Raw genomic sequence first — 24,956 nt, 5'->3', positions numbered from 1 at the left:
TACGACGATGAGGGCGCCCCGAGTGGTCGGGGCGCCCTCAGCGCGTGTGGGCGAGAGGTTCCGGTGAGCTCGGCACCGCCGGATCGCGCCGCGGGGGTTCTCGCCGTTGCGGCGGGAAAAAATTGAGCAGCGAAGGTTCTTGCTTCAGGTTCGGCGGGCCAGGGACAAGGTTCTCTGCGCCTCCGCCACCGCCGCCGCGTCGATGAAGCGGCCGTCCGGGAGGGCCTGGGCGCCCTCGTTCGTCGTTGCCGCCTTGACGATCGTCTCCGCTCTCTCGATCTCCTCCTCCGTCGGGAGATAGGCCCGCTCGATCACCGGGAGCTGCCGGGGGTGGATGGCCGCGCGGCCCAGGAAGCCCAGGGCGCGGCCGTGGGCGCAGGTGGTGGCCAGGCCGGTCAGGTCGCGGGTGTCCGGGTGGACCGACTGGGGCGGGGGTGGCAGGTTGGCCGCTCTCGCGGCCACGATGACGCGGCCGCGGGACCAGTCGAGGCCCGCGTCCTCCCGTACGCCCAGGTCGGCCCGTAGGTCCGCCTCGCCCAGGGCGATGCCGCGCAGGGACGGGTGGGCGGTCGCGATCGTGAGGGCGTGTTCGATGCCCAGGGCCGATTCCAGGAGGGCGTAGAGCGGTGGTCCGCCTTCTTCGGCGATGGTGACGATCTGCCGCGGCGACGTCACCTTCGGGAGTCGTAGGCCGGACACGCCGGGGAGGGGTGCCAGCGTCTTGAGGTCGGCCGTCGCCAGCGGGCCGTCCAGGGCGTTCACGCGGACGTGGACCGGGAGGGGCTGGGAGTCGGAGAGGAGTTCGGCTGTGGCGGCGCGGGCGTAGTCCTTGCGGTCCGGGGCGACCGCGTCCTCCAGGTCGATCACGACGACGTCGGCGCCGGCGGCCAGGGCCTTCGCCACCACATGTGGGCGGTCGCCGGGGGCGTAGAGCCAGGTCAGTGGGTAGGTCATCGTAGGGGGCCCTCCGTGCGCAGGGCGGCCAACTCGGCCGGGGTCAGGCCCAGTTCGGTGAGGACGGTGTCCGTGTCCGCGCCGTGCGGGCGGCCCGCCCAGCGGATCGCGCCGGGGGTTTCCGAGAGGCGGAAGAGGACGTTCTGCATGCGGAGGGGGCCCAGTTCGGGGTCGTCGACGGTGGTGACGGTGTCGAGGGCCTGGTACTGGGGGTCCGTCATGACGTCCCGTACGTCCTGGATCGGGGCCACCGCCGCCTCCGCCTTCTCGAAGGCCGCCATGACCTCCGTCCGGCTGCGCTCGGCGATCCAGCCGCCCACCGCCTCGTCCAGGACGTCCGCGTGGGCGGCCCGGTCCGCGCCCGTCGCGAACCACGGCTCGTCGATCAGGTCGGGGCGGCCCACAAGACGCATCACGCGTTCCGCGATCGACTGGGCCGAGGTGGACACGGCGACCCAACTGCCGTCCGCCGTGCGGTAGGCGTTGCGCGGGGCGTTGTTGGCGGATCGGTTGCCGGTGCGCTCCTGGACGTATCCCAGCTGGTCGTACCAGGTCGGCTGCGGGCCGAGGACGGTCAGGATCGGCTCGATGATCGCCATGTCCACGACCTGGCCCTCGCCCGTGCGGTCGCGGGCCGCCAGAGCCGTCATCACCGCGTACGCCGTCGCCAGGCCGGCGATCGAGTCGGCCAGGCCGAACGGGGGCAGCGTCGGGGGCGAGTCCGGATCGCCCGTGATGGCCGCGAAGCCGCTCATCGCCTCGGCGAGGGTGCCGAAGCCGGGGCGATGAGCGGACGGGCCGAACTGGCCGAAGCCGGTGACCCGGGTGAGGACCAGGCGGGGGTTGACGGCCGACAGCTCAGGCCAGCCCAGGTCCCATTTCTCCAGGGTGCCGGGGCGGAAGTTCTCGATGATCACGTCCGCGGTCTCGGCGAGCCGAAGGAGGGTTGCCCGGCCGCCGGGCTTGGAGAGGTTCAGGGTGATCGTGCGCTTGTTGCGGCCCAGGAGCTTCCACCACAGGCCGATGCCGTCCTTCGAGGGGCCGTGGCCGCGGGACGGGTCGGGTTTGGTGGGGTGCTCGATCTTGATGACCTCCGCACCGAAGTCGCCGAGCATGGTGGCGGCGAGGGGGCCGGCGAAGAGGGTGGCGAGGTCGAGGACGCGGAGGCCGGTCAGGGGCGGGGTGTTGGGCGGCAGAGCGTGGGGCGGCGGGGTGTGGTTCATGACGTGAACTGCGTCTCGATCTCCGGGCGGTACGGCATCGACGCCGACGCCCCGGCCCGCTGAACGGAGATGGCCGCCGCCGCGGACGCCCAGGCGAGCGCCTCCCGCATCGGGCGGGCCTCGGCCAGTGCCACGGCGAGGGTGCCGACGAACGTGTCGCCCGCGCCGGTCGAGTCCACGGCGGTGACCTGGGGAGCGGGGACGGTGAGCGGCTCGGCGCCGCGGGTCGCGTAGAGGCTGCCCGCCGAGCCGAGCGTGACGATCACCTCCGGGACCTGGCTGAGCAGGGCGGTGGCGGCGGCGCGCGGGTCGGTGATGCCGGTGAGCGTGGCGGCCTCGTGCTCGTTGGGGATCAACAGGTCGGTGGCGGCGAGGAGTTCGGGTGGGAGGGGTCTTGCCGGTGCGGGTGTGAGGATCGTACGGACGCCGTGGCCGCGGGCCGATTCCGCGCCCGCGAGGACCGCGGCCAGCGGGATCTCCAGCTGGAGGAGCAGGGCGTCGGCGGAGGCGATGAGGCCGTCGTCGCCGGGGGCGAGGTGGTCGACGGTGCCGTTCGCGGCGGGGATCACCACGATCGCGTTGCCGCCTGCATCGTCCACGACGATGTGGGCGGTGCCGGAGGGGCCCTCGACTGTGCGGAGGTGGTCGGTGTCCACGCCGGAGTGTTCGAGTGTGGAGCGCAGTTGGGCGCCGAACGCGTCGTTGCCGACGGCGCCGATCATCGAGACGGAGGCGCCCGCGCGGGCCGCGGCGATCGCCTGGTTGGCGCCCTTGCCGCCGGGGATCGTACGGAACTCCCGTCCCGTCACTGTCTCTCCGCGCGCCGGGGCCTTCTCGACGTAGGCGACCAGGTCCATGTTCGTGCTGCCCAGCACGGCGATGTGGGTCATGGGTGAGATGCCTCCAGGGACGTGAGGGGCGTGAGGGTGAGTGCGTGGGTGAGGTGGGCGAGGGTGTCGAAGCCGGTGCCGTTGAAGTCGCCTACGGAGGTGGACAGGCGGTTCTTCAGCGGGAGCGTCCAGCGGTCGGGGAGGGCGGTGGGGGTGCCGGTGAGGAGGGCGGCGATGCTGCCTGCCGTGGCGCCGTTGGAGTCCGTGTCCCAACCGCCGGACACGGCACGGCAGATGGACGCGGTGAAGTCGCCGTTCGCGTGGGTGAGGGCGGCGGCGATCAACGCCGTGTTGGGGATGGCGTGGACCCAGTGGTGGGTGGCGGCGTGGGTGGCGTGGAGTTCGTCCACCACGTCGTCGAAGTCCTGGTGGGATTCGGCTAGTTGGATGGCGTGGTGGACGGCCTTCGCCAGGCGGGAGTGCGGGGGGATCACCGTGAGGCCCGTGCGCAGGCAGGTGTGGATGTCGGCGGTGCCGGTCGTTGCCATCGCGATGGTCGAGGCCGTGAACATCGCCGCGTAGACGCCGTTGGCGGTGTGGGTGAGGGTGGCGTCCCGGTGGGCCTGTTCGGCTGCGGCCGCTGGGTTGCCGGGGTTGGTCCAGCCGTGGACGTCGGCGCGGATCAGGGCGCCGATCCATTCGCGGAACGGGTTGCGGTGGCGGGCCGTGTGCGGGGGTTCCAGGCCGGTGAGGAGGTTGCGGTAGGCGATGCGTTCCGCTGTGAAGGCGCGGCCGGCTGGGAGTTCGTCCAGCCAGAGCTTCGCTACGTCCGTGGTGGTGAAGTCCCTGCCGTGGCGTTGGAGCAGGAGGAGGTTGAGGAGGGGGTAGTTGAGGTCGTCGTCCTCGGGCATGCCATCGATGTTCTCGGCGAGGGAGGTGGGTGCGGAGCGGCGGTTCCAGGGGTGGGTGTCGAGGAGTTCTTGGGGGACGCCTTGGGCTGTGAAGTAGGTGTTCAGGGGCCAGTTGCCGGTGGCTTGGGCTAGTTGGCGGATGGCGTGGAGGGGGAGTTTCTCGACGGGCTTGCCGAGTAGGCAGCCGACGGCTCGGCCTAGCCAGGCGGCTTCCAGGTGGAGCGGGGTGGGGGCTGGGGGGTGGGTGGGGTGCTGTGACGGCCAGTTCGGGCACAGGGTCTTGATGCTTGCCAGGTTCGTTGGTTCGACCTCCTTCAACTTGCTTGGTAGGTCTGCTAGTTCATCCAGCAAGTCCTCCGCCAGTTGCCTCAGGTAGCGCGATGCCCTGTTTGGCGAGGCTCCCGCTCGTAGTGGGGCCTCCGTGCCGCCCGCCGATTTCCATCTCGCCGCGATTGCAGATGGTTCGCGGCCGTCCTGGGTTGCCTGGTGGAGTTCGTGGCCCAGTAGGTCCTCCGGCTGGACCCACGTCAGTCGGAGCACCGTGGGCCTCCGAGCGCGGTGAACGCCGTTTCGTGGGCTCGGCGTTGGGCTGTGTCCCGTTCGAAGATCTCTCGGGTGACCTGCGTCAGCGATTGCGCCGGGGTCCACAGGTCCAGGCGGCTTGCCTCCGCTACCTGCTTCGCCCAGTCCTCCGGGGGCGGGGAACCCAGGGCGCCGGACAGGGCGCCTGCCATCGTGGCGATCGAGTCGCAGTCGCGGCCGTAGTTCACCGAACCCAGGACCGCGTGGCGGTAGTTGCCGCCGGACACGATCAACATGCCCAAGGCCACCGGGAGTTCCTCGATGGTGTGGAGGCGGGACGGGCGGCGGGCGGCCAGGGAAGGGGAGCGGTAGTCCGGGCCCACCGTGTCGTAGGGGGCCACCGCTTCTCGGAGGGGGGTCAGTGCCGACTCGAAGTCCGTGTAGCCGCTTGCTACTTCGCAGACCCGCTCGATCGCCGTCCTCGTGCCGTCCTTCGCCAGTGACAGGCACGTCGTCACCACGGAGTCCGGTGTCGCGCCCGGGGCGCAGGCCGCCGCGACCGCCGCCGCGAAGACTCCGGCCGCCTCACGGCCGTACGACGACTGGTGGGCGCCCGCGATGTCGAGGGCCTCGGCGTACGCGGCGGGCGGGTTGGCCGCGTTGACCAGGCCGACCGGGGCCATGTACATCGCCGCGCCGCAGTTGACGATGTTGCCGACGCCTGCCTCGCGGGGGTCGACATGGCCGTAGTGGAGGCGGGTCACCAGCCACTTCTCCGCGAGGAACACGCGGTGCAGCGGGAGTGCCTCCGCCTCCAACTCCGGGATCCAGCGCGGGTTCGTCATCAGATCGGGGACGAGGTGGTCCGCGATCGCGTACGCGTCCAGGTGGTCGCGGACCTGGGCGTAGACCCGGATCAGCGCGTGCGTCAGCAAGGTGTCGTCGGTGACGTGGCCGTCGCCCTTGTGGTACGGGGCGATGGGGCGGGCGGTGCGCCAGGCGTCGCCGTTCCAGGGGCCGACGATGCCGTGGACGCGGCCGCCGTGCCGTTCGAGGATCTGCTCGGGGGAGTAGCCCTCGACCGGGCCGCCGAGCGCGTCGCCGACGGCCGCGCCCACGAGTGCGGCGGTGATCCGGTCGTCCAGACTCTCTGTTCGGCTTTCTTCTCCTTTGGGCGTCATGCCCCGAATCATCCTCCTGTGGGGGCCGGTTGCGTGGCTTCCAGGAGTTCGGCGAGTTCCACCAGGTCCGTGCCGGTGAGGCGGGGGAGTGCGCAGCCGGAGAGGGTGCGGCAGGCGTCCCGCCAGGTGGCCGGGATCGCGGCGCCGCCGCCGAGCGCTCCGGTCAGGGCACCCGCCAGTGCCGGGGCCGAGTCCGCGACCCGGGAGAGACAGGCAGCCGCCGGGACCGCCTCCGCGATGCGGCCCTGGGCGGCGGTGGCCAGGGCCAGGGCTACCGGGACCGTCTCGGCGGCGGCGATTCCGTAGCTGTAGACGTGGTCCACGATCTGGTGTTCCAGGAGGGGGACGAGGGCGAAGCAGCTCTCGGCGTCGTGGGCCAGTTTCAGTGCGTGGCGGGCGTTGCGGCCGATCTCCGTTCCGTCCGGCAGCTCGGCCAGTGCGGCCCGTACGCAGGTTTCGATTTCGGTACCGGTCAGTGCGAGTGACACCGCTGCCGCCATTGCCCTCGCTCCGTGTACGCCGTCGCCGTCCTGGGTGTAGCGGGCGTCGAACTCGGCCAGTTCGGCGGCGAGTTGGGGGTTGCCGGGGTGGGCTACCGCCAGTACGCAGGCCCGTACGCAGGCCGCGTCGTCGAAGTAGTGCGGGTTGTCGTGGCCGGTGGCGGGTGGGCGTAGGCCTGTGGCCAGGTTGCCCAGGCCGGCTCGTACGGAGATGCGGGCGCGGAGGGGGAGGACCGCGGACTCGACTTCGGGGGCGCGGTCTGCTGCCGCGGCTACCTCGCTGGCGATGGCGTTCCAGGTGAGGTCGATTGCGGCGCGGGTTCTTCGTTCGCGGCTGAGGTCGCCGAGCGCGGTGTCGTCGCCGGCGCGTAGTACGGCCTCTGCGGCGAAGGCCGCCCATTCCGCGTCGTCGGAGGGGCCCAGGCGGAGGGGCTCGGGGGGTTGGTTCAGGGCGATGGGGACGGGGAGGGTTGTCGTCGCGTTCTGTTCCGCGAAGGTGTCCAGTTCGCGGGTGAGGCGGCGGGTCCATTCCGGCATGCGGGCGGCTCGGTGTCTTGCGGCGGGCCAGCCGGCGGCGTCGCCTGCGGCCAGGCCCAGGAGTAGGCCTTCGATCCGGCGGGGGTTCTGTGCGGCCTCGGCTTCGCCTTCGGCCTTTTTGTTCCCACCCGCACCACCCGTACAACTTTCGTCGTCGGGTGCGGGTGGCTCCTGTGGGGCCTTCTCGCCGTCGGCGGCTGCGGGTGGTCTCTGGGGAGTGGGTTCAGCGTTGGTGGCTGCGGGGTTGGTTGGGCTGGTGTGGTTTGTGGGGGCTGCGGTGTTGTCGGGTGTGGGTGGCTCCTGTGGGACGGGCTCGTCGTTGGCGGCTGCCGCCGCCGGTCTCTGTGGAGGCTCCTCGCTGCCTGCGGCTGCGGGTGGTCTTCGTGGGGGCTCCTCGCCTCCTGCGGCTGGCCGTGTTTCGTGTGCTCTCACGGTTCCACCTCGTCCTCGTCCGCAGCCAGTACGTACGCCGTTGCGTCCGGCACTGGCCAGTCGGCGCCTTGTGCGAGATTCGCTACTCCCTCGCCCCACTTGCCGCTCTCCCCCGGGATCAGCAACTCCGCGATGTCCAGTACGTGGTGGCCCGCCATCGCCGGTAGGCAGCTGCCCCGCGCCGGGCCGATCGCCGTCGCCCACTCCGCCGGGATCGACGAGGCCCCCTGTGTCGCGCCCGCCAGGGCTCCCGCCACCGCCGCTGTCGTGTCGGCGTCGCGGCCCATGTTGACCGCGGTGAGGACCGCTTCCTCGAAGTCGCCGTCGGCTGCCGCGTACGCGCCGAAAGCCAGGGCCACCGCCTCGGGGGCCAGGTCGGTCCAGGGGTAGCCGCCGATGACCACCGCCGAGCGGACCGCTCGTCCGCCTCGGTGGGCGACCGCCACCGCCCGGCGCAGGGAGCGGGCCGTCCAGGAGTCGTCCGGGACTACCGCCAGGGCTGAGGCGACCACCGCGATCGTGGGGGCGCCCGCCATCGCCGCCGCCACGCCCGCCGCTACCGCCTGGCCGCCGTAGATGCCCTCGCCGTCGTGGCTCACCGAACCGTCGATCGCCACCAGGCGGGCCGCCTCGGCCGGGCGGCCCGCCGCGAAGACGCCGAAGGGGGCCGCCCGCATGGCCAGGCCGTCGCTCCAGGCGTGGCGGTGCTGGGCCGAGATGGGGGCCGCGAGGCCTCTGCGGAGGTTCTCCAGGGTGCCGCGTTCGCTGAAGCCGGCGCCTCGGAACGGGCCCTCGTCGCGGTCCGCGATCCACTCGTGCCAGGCCGCCTCGACATGAGCGGGGGTGAGTGCGCTGCCGTGGCGGGCCAGCAGCAGGCCCGAGAAGATCGCATACTCCGTGTCGTCCGTGCCGGAGGGATTTTCGACCACATAGCCCGTGATACGGCCCCAGCGGGCGCGGATCTCCGACGGCTTCATGTTTTCCGCGGGGGCACCGAGGGCGTCCCCGACGGCGAGGCCGAGCAGCGCGCCGCGTGCTCGTTCGCGGAGTCGGGCGGCGTCCCCCGGCGCCGGAACCGAGGGCATGCAGGCGATCGATGCCATACGCGGCGGCCTCTCCTCCGGGGGTTCCGCCCAGGGCACGGAACCTTTGCGGATGTGTCCCACGGGAGGGGTTCGGCAGAGCCTCGGGCGCCCCAGCGTCACCCGGTCGACATCTGTGCAGATGCAACTACGGATGAGCGATTGGCGGTAAACCCGCAGGTTAGCCCAGCCTTTCCTTGCTGGCAGAGGTGGAATTCCGGGCGTATGTTGGGTGTTGTCGAAGAGTAGAACTTGTCTAATCTGCTGCCTTGCTCAACACCCCTGGGGGCCCGCATGTCCATCATCGAAACCGAGGCCGCGCTGCACGAAGCGCACCGCGACAACCACACCCACCGGGACGTCAACGGTGGTTGGCTGCGCCCCGCCGTCTTCGGTGCGATGGACGGGCTGGTCTCCAATCTCGCCCTGATGACCGGAGTCGCGGGTGGGGCCGTGGGGAACCGGATCATCGTCGTCACCGGGCTCGCCGGGCTTGCCGCCGGGGCCTTCTCCATGGCGGCCGGCGAGTACACGTCCGTGGCCTCGCAGCGTGAGCTCGTCGAGGCCGAGTTGGAGGTCGAGCGGAGGGAATTGCGCAGACATCCCAAGGACGAGGAAGCCGAGCTCGCCGCGCTCTATGAAACCCGGGGTGTCGAGCCGAAACTTGCCCGTGACGTGGCGAAACAGCTTTCGCGTGATCCCGAGCAGGCGCTGGAGATACATGCGCGGGAGGAGCTGGGGATCGATCCCGGCGATCTGCCTTCGCCGCTGGTCGCCGCCGTTTCGTCCTTCGGGGCCTTCGCGCTGGGGGCGCTGCTCCCCGTACTGCCCTATCTGCTTGGTGCGACCTCGCTGTGGCCCGCCTTGCTGCTCGCGCTTTTCGGGCTCTTCGGGTGTGGGGCCGTGGTGGCCAAGGTGACCGCGCGGACCTGGTGGTTCAGCGGGTTGCGGCAGCTCGCGCTCGGGGGTGCGGCGGCCGGTGTGACGTACGTCCTGGGCAGCCTGTTCGGAACGGCCGTACGATAGTGGGGCGTGCACTTATGCGTCGGGCCGCATAAGTAGCCGTTACTCGCTGGTTTCGAACGCTTAACCACGGGGCATGAGCCGTAAGCGCTGTGGGCGATGAAGCCAACCGCGCGCTTGCGAGGTGGGCGACGGCGTCTGCTTCGTTGCGGGTCGACGGACATCGATCTGTCCGATTCGATCCCCTTACTTCCACCGCTGAGCGCGGTACCCCCACCGCGACCCCGCGGTGTCCGCATGTTGGAACGGAGTATCCGGTTCCCGAGAACCGCTCCATCATGTAACCTGCACGAAATTTTGCATCCAGCAGAGGGCCAACGTCGTCCCTCGGCAATCTGCATATGCCACTTGAGACGACGACGGGAGAGCCGATGCGTACGCCGCGCCAGCCGTCCCAGCATTCCGAGAATGGCCAGAACTGGTCCTTCATGGATGCTCGCCCTGCTGCGCAGGGTATGTACGACCCCCGCAACGAGCGCGACGCCTGTGGCGTCGGCTTCGTGGCCACCCTCACCGGCGAGGCGAGCCACGCGCTGGTCGAGCAGGCGCTCACCGTTCTGCGCAACCTGGAGCATCGAGGTGCCACCGGCGCCGAGCCCGACTCGGGTGACGGCGCGGGCATCCTGTCCCAGGTCCCGGACTCCTTCTTCCGTGAGGTGGCCGGCTTCGAACTGCCCGCCGCCGGTGGATACGCCGTCGGTATCGCCTTCCTGCCCGAGGACGGCATCGACGCGGCCGTCTCGCGCATCGAGGCGATCGCCGCCGACGAGAGCCTCACGGTGCTCGGCTGGCGCGAGGTCCCGGTCGCCCCCGAACTCCTCGGCGCCACCGCCCGTTCGACGATGCCCGCCTTCCGGCAGATCTTCGTGACCGACGGCACCAGCGAGGGCATCGAGCTGGACCGCAAGGCGTTCGCGCTGCGCAAGCGCGCCGAGCGCGAGGCCGGCGTCTACTTCCCCTCGCTGTCCGCGCGGACCATCGTCTACAAGGGCATGCTGACCACGGGTCAGCTGGAGCCCTTCTTCCCGGACCTGTCCGACCGCCGCTTCGCCTCCGCGATCGCGCTCGTGCACTCCCGCTTCTCCACGAACACCTTCCCGTCCTGGCCGCTCGCCCACCCGTACCGCTTCGTCGCGCACAACGGCGAGATCAACACGGTCAAGGGCAACCGGAACTGGATGCGGGCACGTGAGTCCCAGCTCGTCTCCGACCTGTTCGGCGACAAGGGCCTGGAGCGCGTCTTCCCGATCTGTACGCCGGACGCCTCCGACTCGGCGTCCTTCGACGAGGTGCTCGAACTGCTCCACCTCGGTGGGCGTTCGCTGCCGCACTCCGTGCTGATGATGATCCCGGAGGCGTGGGAGAACCACGACTCCATGGACCCGTCCCGGCGTGCCTTCTACCAGTTCCACTCCACGATGATGGAGCCCTGGGACGGCCCGGCCTGTGTCACCTTCACCGACGGCACCCAGGTCGGCGCGGTCCTCGACCGCAACGGTCTGCGCCCCGGCCGCTACTGGGTCACCGACGAGGGCCTCGTCGTCCTCGGCTCCGAGGTCGGCGTCCTCGACATCGACCCCGCCAAGGTCGTCCGCAAGGGCCGCCTCCAGCCCGGCAAGATGTTCCTCGTCGACACCGCCGAGCACCGCATCATCGAGGACGACGAGATCAAGGCCGAGCTCGCCGCCGAGAAGCCGTACGCGGAGTGGCTCGAAGCCGGCGAGATCGAGCTGTCCGACCTGCCCGAGCGCGAGCACATCGTGCACACCCACGCCTCGGTCACCCGCCGCCAGCAGACCTTCGGTTACACCGAGGAGGAGCTGCGCGTCATCCTCGCGCCGATGGCCAAGAGCGGTGGCGAGCCGCTCGGTTCGATGGGTACGGACTCGCCGATCGCCGCCCTGTCCGCGCGCCCCCGGCTGCTGTTCGACTACTTCACCCAGCTGTTCGCGCAGGTCACCAACCCGCCGCTGGACGCGATCCGCGAGGAGCTCGTGACCTCGCTGCGCTCGTCCCTGGGTCCCGCGAGCAACCTGCTTGAGCCGACGGCCGCGTCCTGTCGCTCGGTCACCCTGCCCTTCCCGGTGATCGACAACGACGAGCTGGCCAAGCTCATCCACATCAACGCCGACGGCGACATGCCCGGCATGAAGGCCGCGACCCTCTCCGGCCTGTACCGGGTCTCCGGCGGCGGCGACGCCCTCGCCGCGCGTATCGCGGAGATCTGCGCCGAGGTCGACGCCGCCATCGACAACGGGGCCCGGCTGATCGTCCTGTCGGACCGCCACTCCGACGCCGAGCACGCGCCGATCCCGTCGCTGCTGCTCACCTCGGCCGTCCACCACCACCTCATCCGCACCAAGGAGCGCACCCAGGTGGGCCTCCTCGTCGAGGCCGGTGACGTCCGCGAGGTCCACCACGTCGCCCTGCTCATCGGCTTCGGCGCCGCCGCGGTCAACCCGTACCTGGCCATGGAGTCGGTCGAGGACCTGGTCCGCGCGGGCACCTTCCTGTCGGACATCGAGCCCGAGCAGGCCATCCGCAACCTGATCTACGCGCTCGGCAAGGGCGTCCTGAAGGTCATGTCCAAGATGGGCATCTCGACCGTCGCCTCCTACCGCGGCGCCCAGGTCTTCGAGGCCGTCGGTCTCGACACGGCCTTCGTCGAGACGTACTTCAACGGCACGGCCACCAAGATCGGCGGCGTCGGCATCGACGTCATCGCCAAGGAGGTCGCCGCCCGGCACGCGAAGGCGTACCCGGCGAGCGGTATCGCCCCGGCGCACCGCGCCCTCGAGATAGGCGGCGAGTACCAGTGGCGCCGCGAGGGCGAGCCGCACCTGTTCGACCCGGAGACGGTCTTCCGCCTCCAGCACTCGACGCGTGCCAACCGCTACGACATCTTCAAGAAGTACACGGACCGCGTGAACGAGCAGTCCGAGCGGCTCATGACGCTCCGCGGGCTCTTCGGCTTCAAGTCCGACCGCCCGTCGATCTCCGTCGACGAGGTCGAGCCGGTCTCCGAGATCGTCAAGCGGTTCTCGACCGGCGCCATGTCGTACGGCTCGATCTCCCGCGAGGCGCACGAGACGCTCGCCATCGCCATGAACCAGCTGGGCGGCAAGTCCAACACCGGTGAGGGTGGCGAGGACTCGGACCGGCTGTACGACCCGGCCCGCCGCTCCAGCATCAAGCAGGTCGCCTCCGGCCGCTTCGGTGTGACCAGCGAGTACCTCGTCAACGCGGACGACATCCAGATCAAGATGGCCCAGGGCGCCAAGCCCGGCGAGGGCGGCCAGCTGCCCGGCCACAAGGTCTACCCGTGGGTCGCCAAGACCCGGCACAGCACCCCCGGTGTCGGCCTGATCTCCCCGCCGCCGCACCACGACATCTACTCCATCGAGGACCTGGCCCAGCTGATCCACGACCTGAAGAACGCGAACCCGCAGGCGCGGATTCACGTGAAGCTGGTCTCGGAGGTCGGCGTCGGCACGGTCGCCGCCGGTGTGTCCAAGGCGCACGCGGACGTCGTGCTCATCTCGGGCCACGACGGCGGTACGGGTGCCTCGCCCCTCACCTCCCTCAAGCACGCCGGTGGTCCCTGGGAGCTCGGTCTCGCCGAGACCCAGCAGACCCTGCTGCTCAACGGCCTGCGCGACCGCATCGTCGTACAGACCGACGGCCAGCTGAAGACCGGCCGTGACGTCGTCATCGCCGCGCTGCTCGGCGCCGAGGAGTTCGGTTTCGCGACCGCGCCGCTCGTCGTCTCCGGCTGCGTCATGATGCGCGTCTGCCACCTGGACACCTGCCCGGTCGGCATCGCCACCCAGAACCCGGTGCTGCGCGACCGGTTCGCCGGCAAGGCCGAGTACGTCGTGAACTTCTTCAGGTTCATCGCCGAAGAGGTCCGCGAGATCCTCGCCGAGCTGGGCTTCCGCACCATCGAGGAGGCCGTCGGCCACGCCGAGAACCTCGACGTGGAGCGGGCGATCACCCACTGGAAGGCGCAGGGCCTGGACCTGGCCCCGCTGTTCTACGTGCCCGAACTGCCCGAGGGTGCCGCGCTGCACCAGGTCATCGAGCAGGACCACGGCCTGGAGAAGGCGCTCGACAACGAGCTCATCAAGCTCGCCGCCGACGCCCTGGCCGCGGACTCCGCGAACGACGCCGGTCCGGTCCGCGCCCAGGTCGCGATCCGCAACATCAACCGCACGGTCGGCACCATGCTCGGCCACGAGGTGACGAAGAAGTTCGGCGGTGCGGGCCTGCCCGAGGACACCATCGACATCACCTTCACCGGTAGTGCAGGGCAGTCCTTCGGTGCCTTCCTGCCGCGCGGTGTCACGCTGCGCCTGGAGGGCGACGCCAACGACTACGTCGGCAAGGGTCTCTCCGGCGGCCGCGTGATCGTGCGTCCCGACCGGGGCGCCGACCACCTCGCCGAGTTCTCCACCATCGCGGGCAACACCATCGCGTACGGCGCGACCGGCGGCGAGCTGTTCCTGCGCGGTCGCACGGGCGAGCGCTTCTGCGTCCGCAACTCCGGCGCGACGGTGGTCTCGGAGGGCGTGGGCGACCACGGCTGCGAGTATATGACCGGCGGTCACGCGGTCGTCCTCGGCGAGACGGGCCGCAACTTCGCGGCCGGCATGTCCGGCGGTATCGCCTACGTCGTCGATCTCGACCGCGACAACGTCAACGTCGGCAACCTGGACGCCGTAGAGGCTCTGTCGGACGACGACAAGCTGTGGCTGCACGATGTGGTGCGCCGGCATCAGGAGGAGACGGGGTCGACCGTCGCCGAGAAGCTGCTGGCCGAGTGGGACACCGCGGTGGAGCGCTTCAGCAAGATCATCCCCAGCACGTACAAGGCAGTGCTCGCCGCCAAGGCCGCCGCCGAGCAGGCCGGGCTCTCCGAGTCCGAGATCACCGAGAAGATGATGGAGGCGGCGACCAATGGCTGATCCCAAGGGCTTTCTGAACCACGGCCGTGAGGTCGCCCAGTCCCGCCCGGTGGATGTGCGTCTCAAGGACTGGAACGAGGTCTACGTTCCCGGTTCCCTGCTGCCGATCATCAGCAAGCAGGCCAGCCGCTGCATGGACTGCGGTATCCCGTTCTGTCACAACGGCTGTCCGCTGGGGAACCTGATCCCCGAGTGGAACGACTTCGCCTACCGCGAGGACTGGGGCGCCGCCTCCGAGCGCCTGCACGCCACGAACAACTTCCCGGAGTTCACGGGCCGGCTGTGCCCGGCTCCTTGCGAGTCGGCGTGTGTGCTGGGCATCAACCAGCCCGCCGTGACCATCAAGAACGTCGAGGTCTCCATCATCGACAAGGCCTGGGAGACGGGCGATGTCGCCCCGCAGGCCCCGGAGCGCCTGTCCGGCAAGACGGTCGCGGTCATCGGCTCGGGCCCGGCTGGCCTCGCCGCCGCGCAGCAGCTGACCCGGGCGGGTCACACGGTCGCCGTCTACGAGCGCGCGGACCGCATCGGAGGCCTTCTCCGGTACGGCATCCCCGAGTTCAAGATGGAGAAGCGGCACATCAACCGCCGTATCGAGCAGATGCGCGCGGAGGGCACCCGCTTCCGTACGGGCATCGAGATCGGCCGCGACCTCAAGGCGACGGACCTGCGCAAGCGCTACGACGCCGTCGTCATCGCCGCCGGTGCGACGACCGCCCGTGATCTCCCCGTCCCCGGGCGGGAGTTGAAGGGCGTCTACCAGGCCATGGAGTACCTGCCCCTGGCCAACAAGGTCCAGGAAGGCGACTTCGTGGCGCCCCCGGTCTCGGCCGAGGGCAAGCACGTCGTGGTCATCGGCGGCGGCGACACCGGCGCCGACTGCGTGGGCACCGCCCACCGCCAGGGCGCGGCCTCGGTCACGCAGCTGGAGATCATGCCGCGGCCGAGCGAGGAGCGGAACCCGGGGCAGCCCTGGCCGACCTTCCCGATGCTCTACAAGGTCACGTCCGCGCACGAGGAGGGCGGCGAGCGGGTCTACTCCGTCTCCACTACCCACTTCGAGGGCGACGAGGACGGCAACGTCCAGTGGCTGCACCTCACCGAGGTCGAGTTCATCGACGGCAAGCTGACCCAGAAGCCGGGCACGGAGCGCAAGATCCCCGCCCAGCTGGTCACCCTCGCCATGGGCTTCACCGGTACCGACCGGGAGAACGGCCTGGTCGACCAGTTCGGCCTGGACCTCGACGAGCGCGGCAACATCGCCCGCGACGCCGACTTCCAGACCAACGTGCCGGGTGTGTTCGTCGCCGGTGACGCGGGCCGTGGTCAGTCGTTGATCGTCTGGGCGATCGCGGAGGGCCGTTCGGCCGCCCGTGGTTGCGACCGCTTCCTGACCGGCGTGAGCGAACTGCCCGCCCCGATTCGTCCGACGGACCGTTCGCTGATGGTCTGACGGTCACTTAAAAAAGCGTCCCGTACAAAGGCGTACGGAACACTAGACGGCGCCTGCCTACCAGTCCCCGACCGGACGACCTGGCAGGCGCCGCCGCATGTCCTCAGGCGCTCAGGCTGTCAGCCGTTCTCATCGGGCCACACTCCGATGTGGTCCTCTTCCAGCTCAAGCAGCACCCGGTCCTCCATGCCCAGGGCCGCCGTGTACTCGGCGGGGAGCTGCAGGCGGCCGGCGCGGTCGAGCATCGCGTACTCCCGTGCCACCAGGGACTCCTGGCCCTCCGCGTCGACCTCCGTGCGGCGCAGTACCTCGGCCGAGGTGCGGCCGTCGCGGATCGCGACCGTGCGGCGGACTTCGTCGGCCACCGTCTGGTCGTGGGTGACGATCACGATGGTCGTGCCCAGTTCCTCGTTGGCCCGGCGGAACGCCGCGAAGACCTGCTGGCCGGTCGCCGAGTCCAGTTCGCCGGTGGGCTCGTCGGCGAGCAGCACGGACGGGGAGTTGGCGAGGGCGACGGCGATCGCGACGCGCTGCTGCTGGCCGCCGGACATCTGCTGCGGGCGGCGGTCACGGCAGTCGGCTACGCCGAGCATCCCGAGCAACTCGACCGCACGCTCTGCCCGTTGGGTCCGCTTGCCTCCGCGACCCCGGCCGCCGCCCCACAACTGCATCGGCAGCGCCACGTTCTGAGCTGCCGTCAGATAGGGGAGCAGGTTGCGCGAGGTCTGCTGCCAGACGAACCCGACGACCTCGCGGCGGTAGAGCAGCCGGGCCTTCGCGTCCATCGTGAGCAGATCGCGGCCCGCGACCTTCGCGGCGCCCGCGGTGGGGACGTCCAGGCCGGCGAGGATGTTCATCAGGGTCGACTTGCCGCTGCCGGACGCGCCGACCAGGGCCATCAACTCGCCCTCCTGGACCAGGAGATCGAGCCCCTGGAGCGCCTGAACCTCCACGCTGTCGGCGGCGCCGCGCTTGCCCCGGGAGGCGCCCGCGGACTCCCGGCTGGAGAAGATACGGACCAGCCGGTCGCAGGCGATCAGGGCGTCGTGCCCGTACGCGGGCCGGTCGCGGTGTGCCGCCGCCCGCTGCTCCAGCTCCGCCAGGGTCGTCCGCGAGTCCGCCGGTTCGGTGGATTCCATCGATTCCGTCGTACCGGTCATCGCACATCTCCTGCCCTGAGTCGGTCGATCGGTGCCCGGCGCCCCGCCCACCAGGCCTGCGCCGCGGCCACCGCTCCGGCCAGCAGCACCGTGCCCGCCGCGGGCAGCGCCAGCGACCACACGTCGGCCCGCAGCGACGCCCCGTCCACCGCGGTGAGGCCCGGTGCGGAGGCCAGGGCGAGTCGGTCCAAGTCGATGCCGGGGGCGAGCAGTTGGACGGTGACCCAGCCGACGGCCACGCCCCCGCCGGCCGCGAGCAACGCCTGCGGCAGCGCCTCCAGGCCGAGCAGCTGACGGCCCTGCCGGGTGGTCAGGCCCAGGGTACGGAGCCGGGCGAGCAGCGCGGCCCGTTCCGGCGCGGACCGCAGGAGGGAGAGCACCAGGGCGAGTACGGCGTACCCCGCGCCGGCGACGACGGCCCAGGCGTAGATCCGCCCGGCCCCCGACTGCAACGGCGAGTCGGAGAGCGCCGCGCGTTCCTCACTGCGCAGTGTCAGGGAGAGGTCCTGCCCGGTGCCCCGCATGATCGCCCGCAGCGTCCCCGCGTCGAGTCCCGCACCGGTGGCCAGCAGCGTCGTCGCGCCGGAGCGCTCCAGTCCCGCGGCGTTCACCAACAGGAAGTCGGAGTCGGGAACGGCGGGCGTACGGGGGCGTACGGCAGCGATCCGCACGGTGACGTCACCGGCCGAGGACGTGATCAGGCGCGGGGCGCTACCGAGCCGCCGGGCCAGCCCGGGGGAGGCGATGGCGTTCAGGACATCGCCCCGGCCCTTCAGCACGTCGGCCGGAAAGCCCCCGAGACCCACTGTCCGGGCCAGCTGGGAGTATGTGTCCGGATCGACCGCGACCAGGGTCAGTGGCTGCTCGACCCCGGTGTCGGCCGCGTCGGACGCGAGTGTCGCGTCGAGGTCGATTCGTACGCTCGTCACCTCACGCACGCCCGGGACGTCCCGCACCGTCCGTTCCACCCCCGCCGCGAGCTCGCTCCCGTCGGGCGTGGAGATCCGGGCGTCCGCGCCCGTCGCCAGAAGTGCGGCCCGGTCGCGGGCGTCCGCCACCCCCGCGAGCACGGAGCCGCCGAACGCCGCCGTCGTCAGGGCCATCAGCAGGGCCAGCAGGGGCAGGGCGGCGACCGTCGCCGGGGAGCGGCCGGCGCGGGCCAGCGACAGGAAACCGACCGCCCCGCGCAGACGTGCGGCCGGGCCGGCGGCCCAGCGCAGGGGGAGCGGATACAGCCGTACGAGCACGATGGCCGCGACCAGTCCGACGAGGACCGGGGCGGCGCTCACCAGCAGGTCACCCGGGCCGGCGACGCCGCGTCGGCGCAGGGCGGCGACCGAGCCGACGGCCAGGACCAGCGTGGTCAGTTCGGCGACCGTGCGGCGCCCGCCGGGCCTGGCGTTGGCGAGGTCGTCGCGCTCCTCGTGCGCCCGCGGTCTGCGGTGCGCCACGACCGCGCGCACCGGAAGCGCGGCGCAGGCGAGCAGCGCCACGGCCGCCGCGGCTAGCAGGGAGGGCAGCAACCTGGTCCCGTCCGCGGCGAGCAGGGCGAGCAGCAGGCCGGCCGCTGTGGCGGGCAGTGCCACCACCGCGGTCTCGGCGAGGAGCCGGCCGGCGATGCCGCGCAGGGAGCCGCCCCGCGCGCGCAGCAGGGCGAGTTCGGTGGTGCGGCGGGCGGCGGCCAGCCCGCCCGTCATGACCAGGACGACGGCGGCGACCGCCCCGACGCCGAAAGCCGCGACGGCGACGACGGGCGTGATCGCGTCCCGCGCCTGCGTGTAGGAGTCGACGACCTTCTCCAGCTCGGTGGCGAGCGCCGCGGTGGGGCCGGCGACCTCGCGCATCCTCAGCAGGTCGGGCCCGCCTTCGAGGGACGCGATCCCGGCGGTGAGCTCCGGGACGTCCTGTGCGGTGAGCTGTTCGGTGGCGGGGGCGAGCCGCCAGTACTTCTCCGGACCCCCTTGGCTGGCAAGGAGCGCCGGGGCGGTGTCGGGCGCCAGCAGGAGGGCCGCCTGCCAGTAGAACTGTACTGGGACGCTGCCCGGCAACACGTTCAGGCCAGGGGTGCGGAGGATCCGTTCCACGGACCAGTAACTGCCTTGCGGATTCCGGGGTTCGACGATTCCGGTGATCCGCACGGCCAGCGGCCCGGCCGGGAAGCCGGTCACGTGGATGACTGAGCCGACCCGTAGGCGTAGGGCCCGGGCGGTCTCGGCGGTGACCGCGGCCTCGACCTCGCTGGTGTCCTGCGTGACCGGCTCGGTGGTGGTGGGCAGCCGTCCGTCCCGTACGACGGTGTGGGCGGCGAGTCCCGATTGGGCGGCCAGGGTGAACTGGGGCGGTACCCCGTCGGGCTTCGGCAGCCAGGAGTCCTGTGCGGGAAGGCTCTCGGAGGTCTGTACCCCGTACGCCGACTCGGCGGCATCCGCCCGCAGCGGCTCGGGCAGCAGGTCCAGCGCCTTGTGCTCGACCGCCTCCAGCGCGGCGGGCCGCATCGCCTCCTCCCGGAACTTCTGCGCGATCTCCAGGCCGGGCTGCGGCGCGGTCAACTCCAGCACGGTGGAGGCGGGGGATGCTGCGGCGATGGTCTGGCGCAGGCCGCGCGTCTCGTAGGCGTCGACTGCCCGGGGCAGTGCGGCCGCGAGGAACGCCGTGATCAGCACGAGCACACCGAGGACGGCGGCGGTTGCGGGGGCGGTCCGCAGACGCGTCCGCACCCAGGGCGCTACAGCGCGCTGCGGTGGCTTGGGCGGCCGTGAGGACGGGGTCATCTCAGTCCTCCCCCTGGTGGCGGAGTGTGACCGCCGGTTCCGCTCGGCGGGCGGCTGACGCGGCGGTGATCAGGAGGAGCGGGGCGGCTACCCCTGCGAGGAGCAAGGCCACCTGGGAGAGGGGGAGTTCGACCAGGACGCCGGGGACAGGGCGGGCCGCCTGTGAGGTCAGCACGATCAGGGGGACGACGGCCCGGGTCAGGACGGTGCCGAGGCCGAGACCGGCGAGCAGTCCGGCGCCGATCAGCAGGCTCTGCTCGGTCGCGACCAGTCTGGCGAGATCCCGGCGCGGCGCGCCCAGGGCACGCAGCACGGCGAACTCCGCGGACCGCTCCCGCCGGGAACCGGCCGCGCTCACCGCGAAACCCCCGGCGGCGAGCACCGCGGCGGCCACCGCCACCGCCGTCAACGCCGAACGCGGCCCGGCACCGAGCGGATCCCCCAGCAGCTCGGCCGCGACCTCGTCCCGCACCAGCACCTGGTCCGGCTCCAGGTCGGGACGTGCCCGCAGCTCGGCGGCGACCTGCGCGGCCTTGCCGGGGGCGGTGCTCAGCCACCATTCGGTGGGCGTGAGCGGGGCGCTCGCACGCTGGGCAAGGACCGCGTTGACGGCACGCAGATCGAGCAACAGCGCACCGCCGTCGGCGGTTTCGGACCCGGTGTCGGACGCGGCTTCGGTCCCGGCTTCGGATCCGGTTGTGGAATCCGCCCCGGACCCGGCCGCATTCGCGCCGGTGCCGGTCGTCGGCAGCTCCTTCGCCGACCGTACGATCCGCACCCGCAGTTGCTCCCCGGCCAGCGTCACGTCGATGCTGTCGCCGGGCTCGGCCCCCGCCGCGCGCAGGAAGCTGTCGGTGGCGACGGCCGGGATCGCCGACGGAGCCGTTGCCCCGGCGGCGGCGACGCGGACGCTGAACGTCGGCGTGCCCAGGCCGAATTGCGAGGCTCCGGCGGCCGTACCCGTCTCGTACGCGACGGTCAGCGGCATCGTCTGCGACGCGGACGCCTTCAACTCCTCACTCGGCCCTGCCTCCCCGTTCTGCGTCCCGGTCCAACTGCCCTGCCAGCGCGTCCCGTTGGGCACCAGGACCGGCCGCTCGGCTCCGTCGCGGTCCAGGGACAGCAGCCGCTCGATGGTGAGCCGGTGATGTTCGGACTCGCCGGTGGGGACCGTGGCGTCGAGTTGCAGTCCGGTCAGGTGGAGCGGGCCGACCGGGGCGGCACGGTTGCCGGTGGCCGTCAGGTCCAGGTCGAGGGTGATCCGGTGGACCCGGCCGTCCACGGGGACTGTTCCGGCGCTCATCCGGTACGCGATGCCGTAGGCGTCCTCGACGACCACGGTGAGCAGCGGCGCGAGGCCGGACGGGGAGCGTCCCGAGCCCGCGTCCTCGTCGGTGATCCGCACGTCGAGGGCGAGTCGACGGGTGCCGTCGGGCAGCGGCACCGCACGGCTCGTCGCCTTTTGCACCGGGGTGACCGACCGCAGCAGCTTGTCCACGGGCTCGTCGGCGAGGTCGCCGCGCATCAGCATCCGGTCCCCGGCATGTGCCGTGTCCAGCGCGAGGACCGTCGCCGTACGGCTGCCGGAGAGGTCGATCGTGGTGCGGTGCGCGGGGGCGGCGTCCCGGGTTCCGGGCAGGGAGGTGTACTGGCCGGTCTGGCCGGGGCTGCCCGGCCTGGTGTCCAGGACCCGCACGTCGGCGCCCGTCCCGAAGTCCGCCTGATCGTCCTGCGACCGGTCCCAGGACGCGCCGTGCCCGATCGCCAGCATCCCGGTCGTCACCGCGACGACCAGCAGCAGCACCGGCCCCGCCCCGCGCAGCGGGCGCCGGCTGAACTGCCAGCCCGCCAGCGCCGCGGGCAACCCCCGGCCGCTCGCCGACCGCCGCTCCGCGAGCCGGGCCGCGAACGGCAGCAGACGCAGCGTCAGCACCGTGCCGGCCAGCAGCGCCAGGGCGGGCGCGGCGACCAGCAGCGGATCGATCCCCAGGTCCCCCGACTGGTCGCGGCTGAGGGCGCCGCCACCGGACGCGTCGGTCTGCCGGTCCAGCTGCCAGTAGGCCACCCCCGCGATCAGGAGCAGCCCGACATCGGCCCCGGCGCGCACGGGCGCCGCCGAAGTGGCGGCACGGATGCGCCGCAGCCGTACGGGCGCACTCGCCGTCGCGGCCAGCGCGGGCGCTACTACCGCCACCGCGCAGCACACGGCGACTCCGGCCGCGACCAGCCACACCTGGGCCGTCGGGGCGGTATCGAACCGTAGCCCGATCCGGTCGAGCGAGGACCAGCGGGCGAGCAGCCGGGCCAGCGGGCCGGACAGCAGCGCGGCACAGGCCGCGGCCGGTACGGCCAGCAGCAGCGCCTCCACCGCGGCGAGAGCGGCGATCCGGCGGCGCGAACCGCCCCGGGCCCGCAACAGGTCTGTCTCGCCCGCCCGTTCGGTGTCCAGGAGCCGGGCCACCAGCAGCAGCGCGTACCCGGCGAGCAGCACCAGCTGGACGGAGACGATCATCAGGGTGGACCGGGACACGAGCAGCGCGCGCGAGGTCCGGTCGAGCACGTCGGGCAGCGTCGACTTCACCGACGCGTAGCCGCCGAGCGCCGGGTCCTTGCGCAGGGCCGCGGCCCCGTGCACGGCCGCCTCGCGCAGGGCGCCGATCCCGTCGGTGGTGAGCGTCCGGTAGTCGGCCGTCGCCACCCAGCCGGTGTCGCCCTCGGAGACACGGCCGGCGGTGAACACGGACGGGTCGGCGAGCAGCGGGCCGTAGGTGGTGAAGACGACGGTGCGGACCCCGTGGCCGCCGAGAGCGTCCGCCTGCCAGTACGGGTCGGAGCTGTCGGCCGCCCGGTACACACCGGTGACCTCGACCGTGCGGGGCTCGCCGCCCAGCCGGTCTATGAGGTCGATCCGGTCGCCGGGCCCGAGCCTCAGCCGGCCGGCGGCCGCTTCGGGCAGGGCGACGGGTATCGCGGCGCTGATGTCCGCCGGGGCGGGCCCGGGCAGCGCGCCGGAGACGAGCGTGATCCGGGACCGGTCGAGGGCGGCGAGGTGGGTGAGGTCGGGCTCCCCGGCGCGGGCGTCGGCGTCCTGGAGGGAGCGGGGCAGCGCGTACGGTCCCGAACCCTCCAGCCTCCGCACGGTCACCGGCAGCCCGGCGAACACCTCCCGAGCACCGCCGACCACGGCCTTCTGCGCGGCGTCCCGCTCCTCCCCGGGCACGTCCGCGCCGACGACGAGCGAGGCGGATATCGCGGCCCGTTCACCCAGGGTGTTGCGGAGCGCGGCGTTCCCGATGGCACCGGAGAACGCGGCGAGAGCGGCCAGGACCGACGTGGTCAACAGCACCGCGAGCAGAGCCGCCGCGAGCAGCAGCCGATGCGCACGCACGCGCAACAGCAAGAAGCCCGTCACTCTTCCCCCACCCGATCGCCGAGCCGCCGTCCGGTCAATCCGGTATGCATATCACGGAGTTCGCTGTCCGGTACATGCGTTCGAGCCGCGGCATCGGTTCCTTCCGCAGGTTCCCCTCTTGACGGTCCGGGCCGATTCTGTGTGAGATGCACCGATGACGGAGAACGCCAGCCCCCAGTCCGGTGCCGCCCTCGCGGACGATCCGCCCGGCGAGCCGATGCTGAGCGTGGCCGACCTGCGGCACTCCTACGGCAAGGGCGCCGCGGCCGTGCACGCGCTGCGCGGCGCCTCCTTCGACGTGCGGCGCGGTGAACTCGTGGCCCTCAAAGGCCGTTCGGGATCCGGCAAGACGACGCTGCTCCAGCTGATCGGCGGGCTGGACCGCACACAGAGCGGTCGCATCGTCCTCGACGGCACCGACCTGTCCACGCTCGGGGAGCGCGAACTCCTCGAACTGCGCCGGGACCGGATCGGCTTCGTCTTCCAGTCCTTCGGGCTCATCCCGATCCTCACCGCCGCCGAGAACGTGGGCGTCCCGCTGCGGCTGCGCCGGGCCGAGCCACGCGAACGCGACGAACGGGTCGCCCTGTTGCTCGCCCTGGTGGGGCTCGCCGGGCACGAGGCCCAGCGCCCGGCGGAGCTCTCCGGCGGGCAGCAGCAGCGGGTCGCCATCGCCCGGGCCCTCGCCAACCGCCCGGCCTTGCTGCTCGCCGACGAGCCGACGGGGCAACTGGACGCCCGTACCGGTCTGGCGGTGATGGAACTGCTGCGGGCCGTGGTCCGCAGCGAGGGCGTCACGGCCCTGGTCGCCACCCACGACCCCCAACTCCTGGGCCTGGCCGACCGGGTGTTGGAACTGAGCGATGGAGAGGTCGTCGAGCACTGACGCAGCGCCTGTCGGCATGCTTCAGCTCAGCCCCGTCACCTTCCCGACGGCCAGGGCCACCAGCAGCGCCAGCAGCGCCACGCACGCCCCCGCCTGGATCAGCGAACGGCGTCGGTCCCGGGGCGCGTAGGCGTACGCCAGTGTCACCACGCCGCCCGCCAGCAGGCCGCCGAGGTGACCCTGCCAGGAGGTCAGGCCGGCGGAGATCAGCAGCCACAGCAGCAGGCCCGCCATGAAACGGTTGACCGCCTGCATGTCGGCGCCGAGGCGCCGGGCCATGACGTAGTACGCGGCGCCGAGCCCGAAGATGGCGCCGGAAGCGCCGACCGTCGGGTCGTACGGCGCGAGCAGCAGCACCAGCACCGAGCCGCCGAGCGCCGACAGGAGATAGAGGGCCGTGAAGCGGACGCGGCCCAGTTGCCCTTCCACCACCCGCCCCAGATTCCACAGCGACGCCATGTTCATCACGATGTGCAGGATCCCGAACGTGCCCTCGGTGGGCGGGAGATGGAGAAACGCCCCGGTCAGCAGGCGGTACCACTCACCGTCCACGACCCCCTCCGGCCGGAAGCCCGAGGGGTAGGTCGCCTGCCACAGATAGTGCCCGCCGTCCGGTCCAAGCAGCCCGGCGCCCAGCATCTGGAACCGGTCCACGATCGCCGGGCGTACCAACTCGCCGAGGTAGGCGAGGACGTTGAGACCGATGAGTACGTACGTCACCACGGGCGCCGTCGTGATCCGGCCGCCGAACGCGGTCCGGGCCTGGCGCACCGACCGCGCGCCCTCCCTCACACACTCCGGGCACTGGTGGCCCACGGCCGCCTCGCGCATGCAGTCCGGGCAGATGTACCGGTCGCAGCGGGTGCAGCGGACATGACTCCACCTTGGGATGGCGATAGCAGGTGGTGACGGTGGACTCGGATTCCACGGCCGGCTCCTCGGCTCTGCAAATGGGGTGGGACAGGGGTGGGTCGGGCGTGCGAGCCGGTGGGGGCGGCGGCGAACAAAATAGCGAATGCCGGGGGGTGAGGGAGGGGCGGGGCTGCTGTGGCCAGTCCGGGACGCGGAGCGGCTGTCGGCACCGTTGGCTGGAGCGGGCCGTCGTGCCACCCTGT

14 protein-coding genes and 1 pseudogene are annotated in these 24,956 nt (G+C 71.8%); 4 read left to right on the top strand and 11 right to left on the bottom strand.

From position 1 onward, the window contains the following. Positions 1–144: 144 nt before the first annotated feature. Genes AC5DRG_RS13870 through AC5DRG_RS13840 form a run of 7 tightly spaced genes read right to left on the bottom strand, consistent with a single transcriptional unit; the run spans position 145 to position 8,193 of the window. Complete coding sequence (locus tag AC5DRG_RS13870; protein ID WP_491810668.1) at positions 145–954, bottom strand: HpcH/HpaI aldolase/citrate lyase family protein; 810 nt, start codon at positions 952–954, stop codon at positions 145–147. Continuing rightward, positions 951–2,177: a CaiB/BaiF CoA transferase family protein gene (locus AC5DRG_RS13865; protein WP_491810667.1), complete on the bottom strand. Its 1,227-nt coding sequence runs from the start codon at positions 2,175–2,177 to the stop codon at positions 951–953. The genes AC5DRG_RS13870 and AC5DRG_RS13865 overlap by 4 nt, the downstream gene beginning before the upstream one ends. Beyond that, positions 2,174–3,067 (bottom strand): ribokinase, encoded by an 894-nt coding sequence (gene rbsK / locus AC5DRG_RS13860; RefSeq protein ID WP_491810666.1) that lies wholly within the window; start codon positions 3,065–3,067, stop codon positions 2,174–2,176. The genes AC5DRG_RS13865 and rbsK overlap by 4 nt, the downstream gene beginning before the upstream one ends. Further along, positions 3,064–4,458, bottom strand: coding sequence for an ADP-ribosylglycohydrolase family protein (locus tag AC5DRG_RS13855; protein WP_491810665.1), 1,395 nt, complete (start codon positions 4,456–4,458; stop codon positions 3,064–3,066). Before AC5DRG_RS13855 ends, rbsK begins: the two co-directional genes overlap by 4 nt. After that, positions 4,446–5,621, bottom strand: a complete 1,176-nt coding sequence (locus AC5DRG_RS13850) for an ADP-ribosylglycohydrolase family protein (RefSeq protein WP_491810663.1) — start codon at positions 5,619–5,621, stop codon at positions 4,446–4,448. The genes AC5DRG_RS13855 and AC5DRG_RS13850 overlap by 13 nt, the downstream gene beginning before the upstream one ends. Before the next feature lie 8 nt (positions 5,622–5,629). Beyond that, positions 5,630–7,090 (bottom strand): ADP-ribosylglycohydrolase family protein, encoded by a 1,461-nt coding sequence (locus AC5DRG_RS13845; RefSeq protein WP_491810662.1) that lies wholly within the window; start codon positions 7,088–7,090, stop codon positions 5,630–5,632. Further along, a complete protein-coding gene (locus AC5DRG_RS13840) occupies positions 7,087–8,193 on the bottom strand; it encodes an ADP-ribosylglycohydrolase family protein (RefSeq protein WP_491810660.1) in 1,107 nt (368 codons plus the stop codon). Before AC5DRG_RS13840 ends, AC5DRG_RS13845 begins: the two co-directional genes overlap by 4 nt. A 273-nt stretch (positions 8,194–8,466) precedes the next feature. Between AC5DRG_RS13840 and AC5DRG_RS13835 the strand changes: the two genes are divergently transcribed. The 3 genes from AC5DRG_RS13835 (at position 8,467) to AC5DRG_RS13825 (ending at position 15,612) form a co-directional block, all read left to right on the top strand. Further along, positions 8,467–9,198, top strand: coding sequence for a VIT1/CCC1 transporter family protein (locus AC5DRG_RS13835; RefSeq protein ID WP_491810658.1), 732 nt, complete (start codon positions 8,467–8,469; stop codon positions 9,196–9,198). A gap of 368 nt (positions 9,199–9,566) precedes the next feature. Continuing rightward, the gene (gene gltB / locus AC5DRG_RS13830; RefSeq protein WP_491810656.1) at positions 9,567–14,159 is read left to right on the top strand and encodes a glutamate synthase large subunit; all 4,593 of its coding nucleotides are present in this window, start codon (positions 9,567–9,569) and stop codon (positions 14,157–14,159) included. Next, the gene (locus AC5DRG_RS13825; protein WP_491810654.1) at positions 14,152–15,612 is read left to right on the top strand and encodes a glutamate synthase subunit beta; all 1,461 of its coding nucleotides are present in this window, start codon (positions 14,152–14,154) and stop codon (positions 15,610–15,612) included. The genes gltB and AC5DRG_RS13825 overlap by 8 nt, the downstream gene beginning before the upstream one ends. A gap of 119 nt (positions 15,613–15,731) precedes the next feature. Here the strand turns inward: AC5DRG_RS13825 and AC5DRG_RS13820 are convergent, their stop codons facing one another. Genes AC5DRG_RS13820 through AC5DRG_RS13810 form a run of 3 tightly spaced genes read right to left on the bottom strand, consistent with a single transcriptional unit; the run spans position 15,732 to position 22,955 of the window. Further along, positions 15,732–16,772: an ABC transporter ATP-binding protein gene (locus AC5DRG_RS13820; protein WP_491810652.1), complete on the bottom strand. Its 1,041-nt coding sequence runs from the start codon at positions 16,770–16,772 to the stop codon at positions 15,732–15,734. Next, entirely contained in the window at positions 16,769–19,543 is a 2,775-nt protein-coding gene (locus tag AC5DRG_RS13815) for an ABC transporter permease (RefSeq protein WP_491810650.1), read from the bottom strand. The genes AC5DRG_RS13820 and AC5DRG_RS13815 overlap by 4 nt, the downstream gene beginning before the upstream one ends. Position 19,544: 1 nt before the next feature. Further along, positions 19,545–22,955, bottom strand: a complete 3,411-nt coding sequence (locus AC5DRG_RS13810; protein WP_491810649.1) for an FtsX-like permease family protein — start codon at positions 22,953–22,955, stop codon at positions 19,545–19,547. A 154-nt stretch (positions 22,956–23,109) separates the two neighbouring features. On the opposite strand from AC5DRG_RS13810, the gene AC5DRG_RS13805 reads away from it, so the two are divergent. Next, positions 23,110–23,841 (top strand): ABC transporter ATP-binding protein, encoded by a 732-nt coding sequence (locus tag AC5DRG_RS13805; RefSeq protein WP_491810647.1) that lies wholly within the window; start codon positions 23,110–23,112, stop codon positions 23,839–23,841. A gap of 21 nt (positions 23,842–23,862) precedes the next feature. On the opposite strand, the pseudogene AC5DRG_RS13800 reads toward AC5DRG_RS13805, so the two are convergent. Further along, positions 23,863–24,769: pseudogene (locus AC5DRG_RS13800) on the bottom strand (rhomboid family intramembrane serine protease). Positions 24,770–24,956 lie beyond the last annotated feature (187 nt).

Source organism: Streptomyces sp. JLBG701 (assembly GCF_058544905.1).
Note: the sequence above shows the minus strand (reverse complement) of the source record. Positions and strands in the feature narration are given on the sequence as shown.

Bases quoted from the DNA above. Each gene is read 5' to 3' on its own strand.
- AC5DRG_RS13870 (WP_491810668.1), bottom strand. From the start codon at position 954: ATGACCTACCCACTGACCTGGCTCTACGCCCCCGGCGACCGCCCACAT.
- AC5DRG_RS13865 (WP_491810667.1), bottom strand. From the start codon at position 2,177: ATGAACCACACCCCGCCGCCCCACGCTCTGCCGCCCAACACCCCGCCC.
- rbsK (WP_491810666.1), bottom strand. From the start codon at position 3,067: ATGACCCACATCGCCGTGCTGGGCAGCACGAACATGGACCTGGTCGCC.
- AC5DRG_RS13850 (WP_491810663.1), bottom strand. From the start codon at position 5,621: ATGACGCCCAAAGGAGAAGAAAGCCGAACAGAGAGTCTGGACGACCGG.
- AC5DRG_RS13840 (WP_491810660.1), bottom strand. From the start codon at position 8,193: ATGGCATCGATCGCCTGCATGCCCTCGGTTCCGGCGCCGGGGGACGCC.
- AC5DRG_RS13835 (WP_491810658.1), top strand. From the start codon at position 8,467: ATGTCCATCATCGAAACCGAGGCCGCGCTGCACGAAGCGCACCGCGAC.
- gltB (WP_491810656.1), top strand. From the start codon at position 9,567: ATGCGTACGCCGCGCCAGCCGTCCCAGCATTCCGAGAATGGCCAGAAC.
- AC5DRG_RS13825 (WP_491810654.1), top strand. From the start codon at position 14,152: ATGGCTGATCCCAAGGGCTTTCTGAACCACGGCCGTGAGGTCGCCCAG.
- AC5DRG_RS13820 (WP_491810652.1), bottom strand. From the start codon at position 16,772: ATGACCGGTACGACGGAATCGATGGAATCCACCGAACCGGCGGACTCG.
- AC5DRG_RS13815 (WP_491810650.1), bottom strand. From the start codon at position 19,543: ATGACCCCGTCCTCACGGCCGCCCAAGCCACCGCAGCGCGCTGTAGCG.
- AC5DRG_RS13805 (WP_491810647.1), top strand. From the start codon at position 23,110: ATGACGGAGAACGCCAGCCCCCAGTCCGGTGCCGCCCTCGCGGACGAT.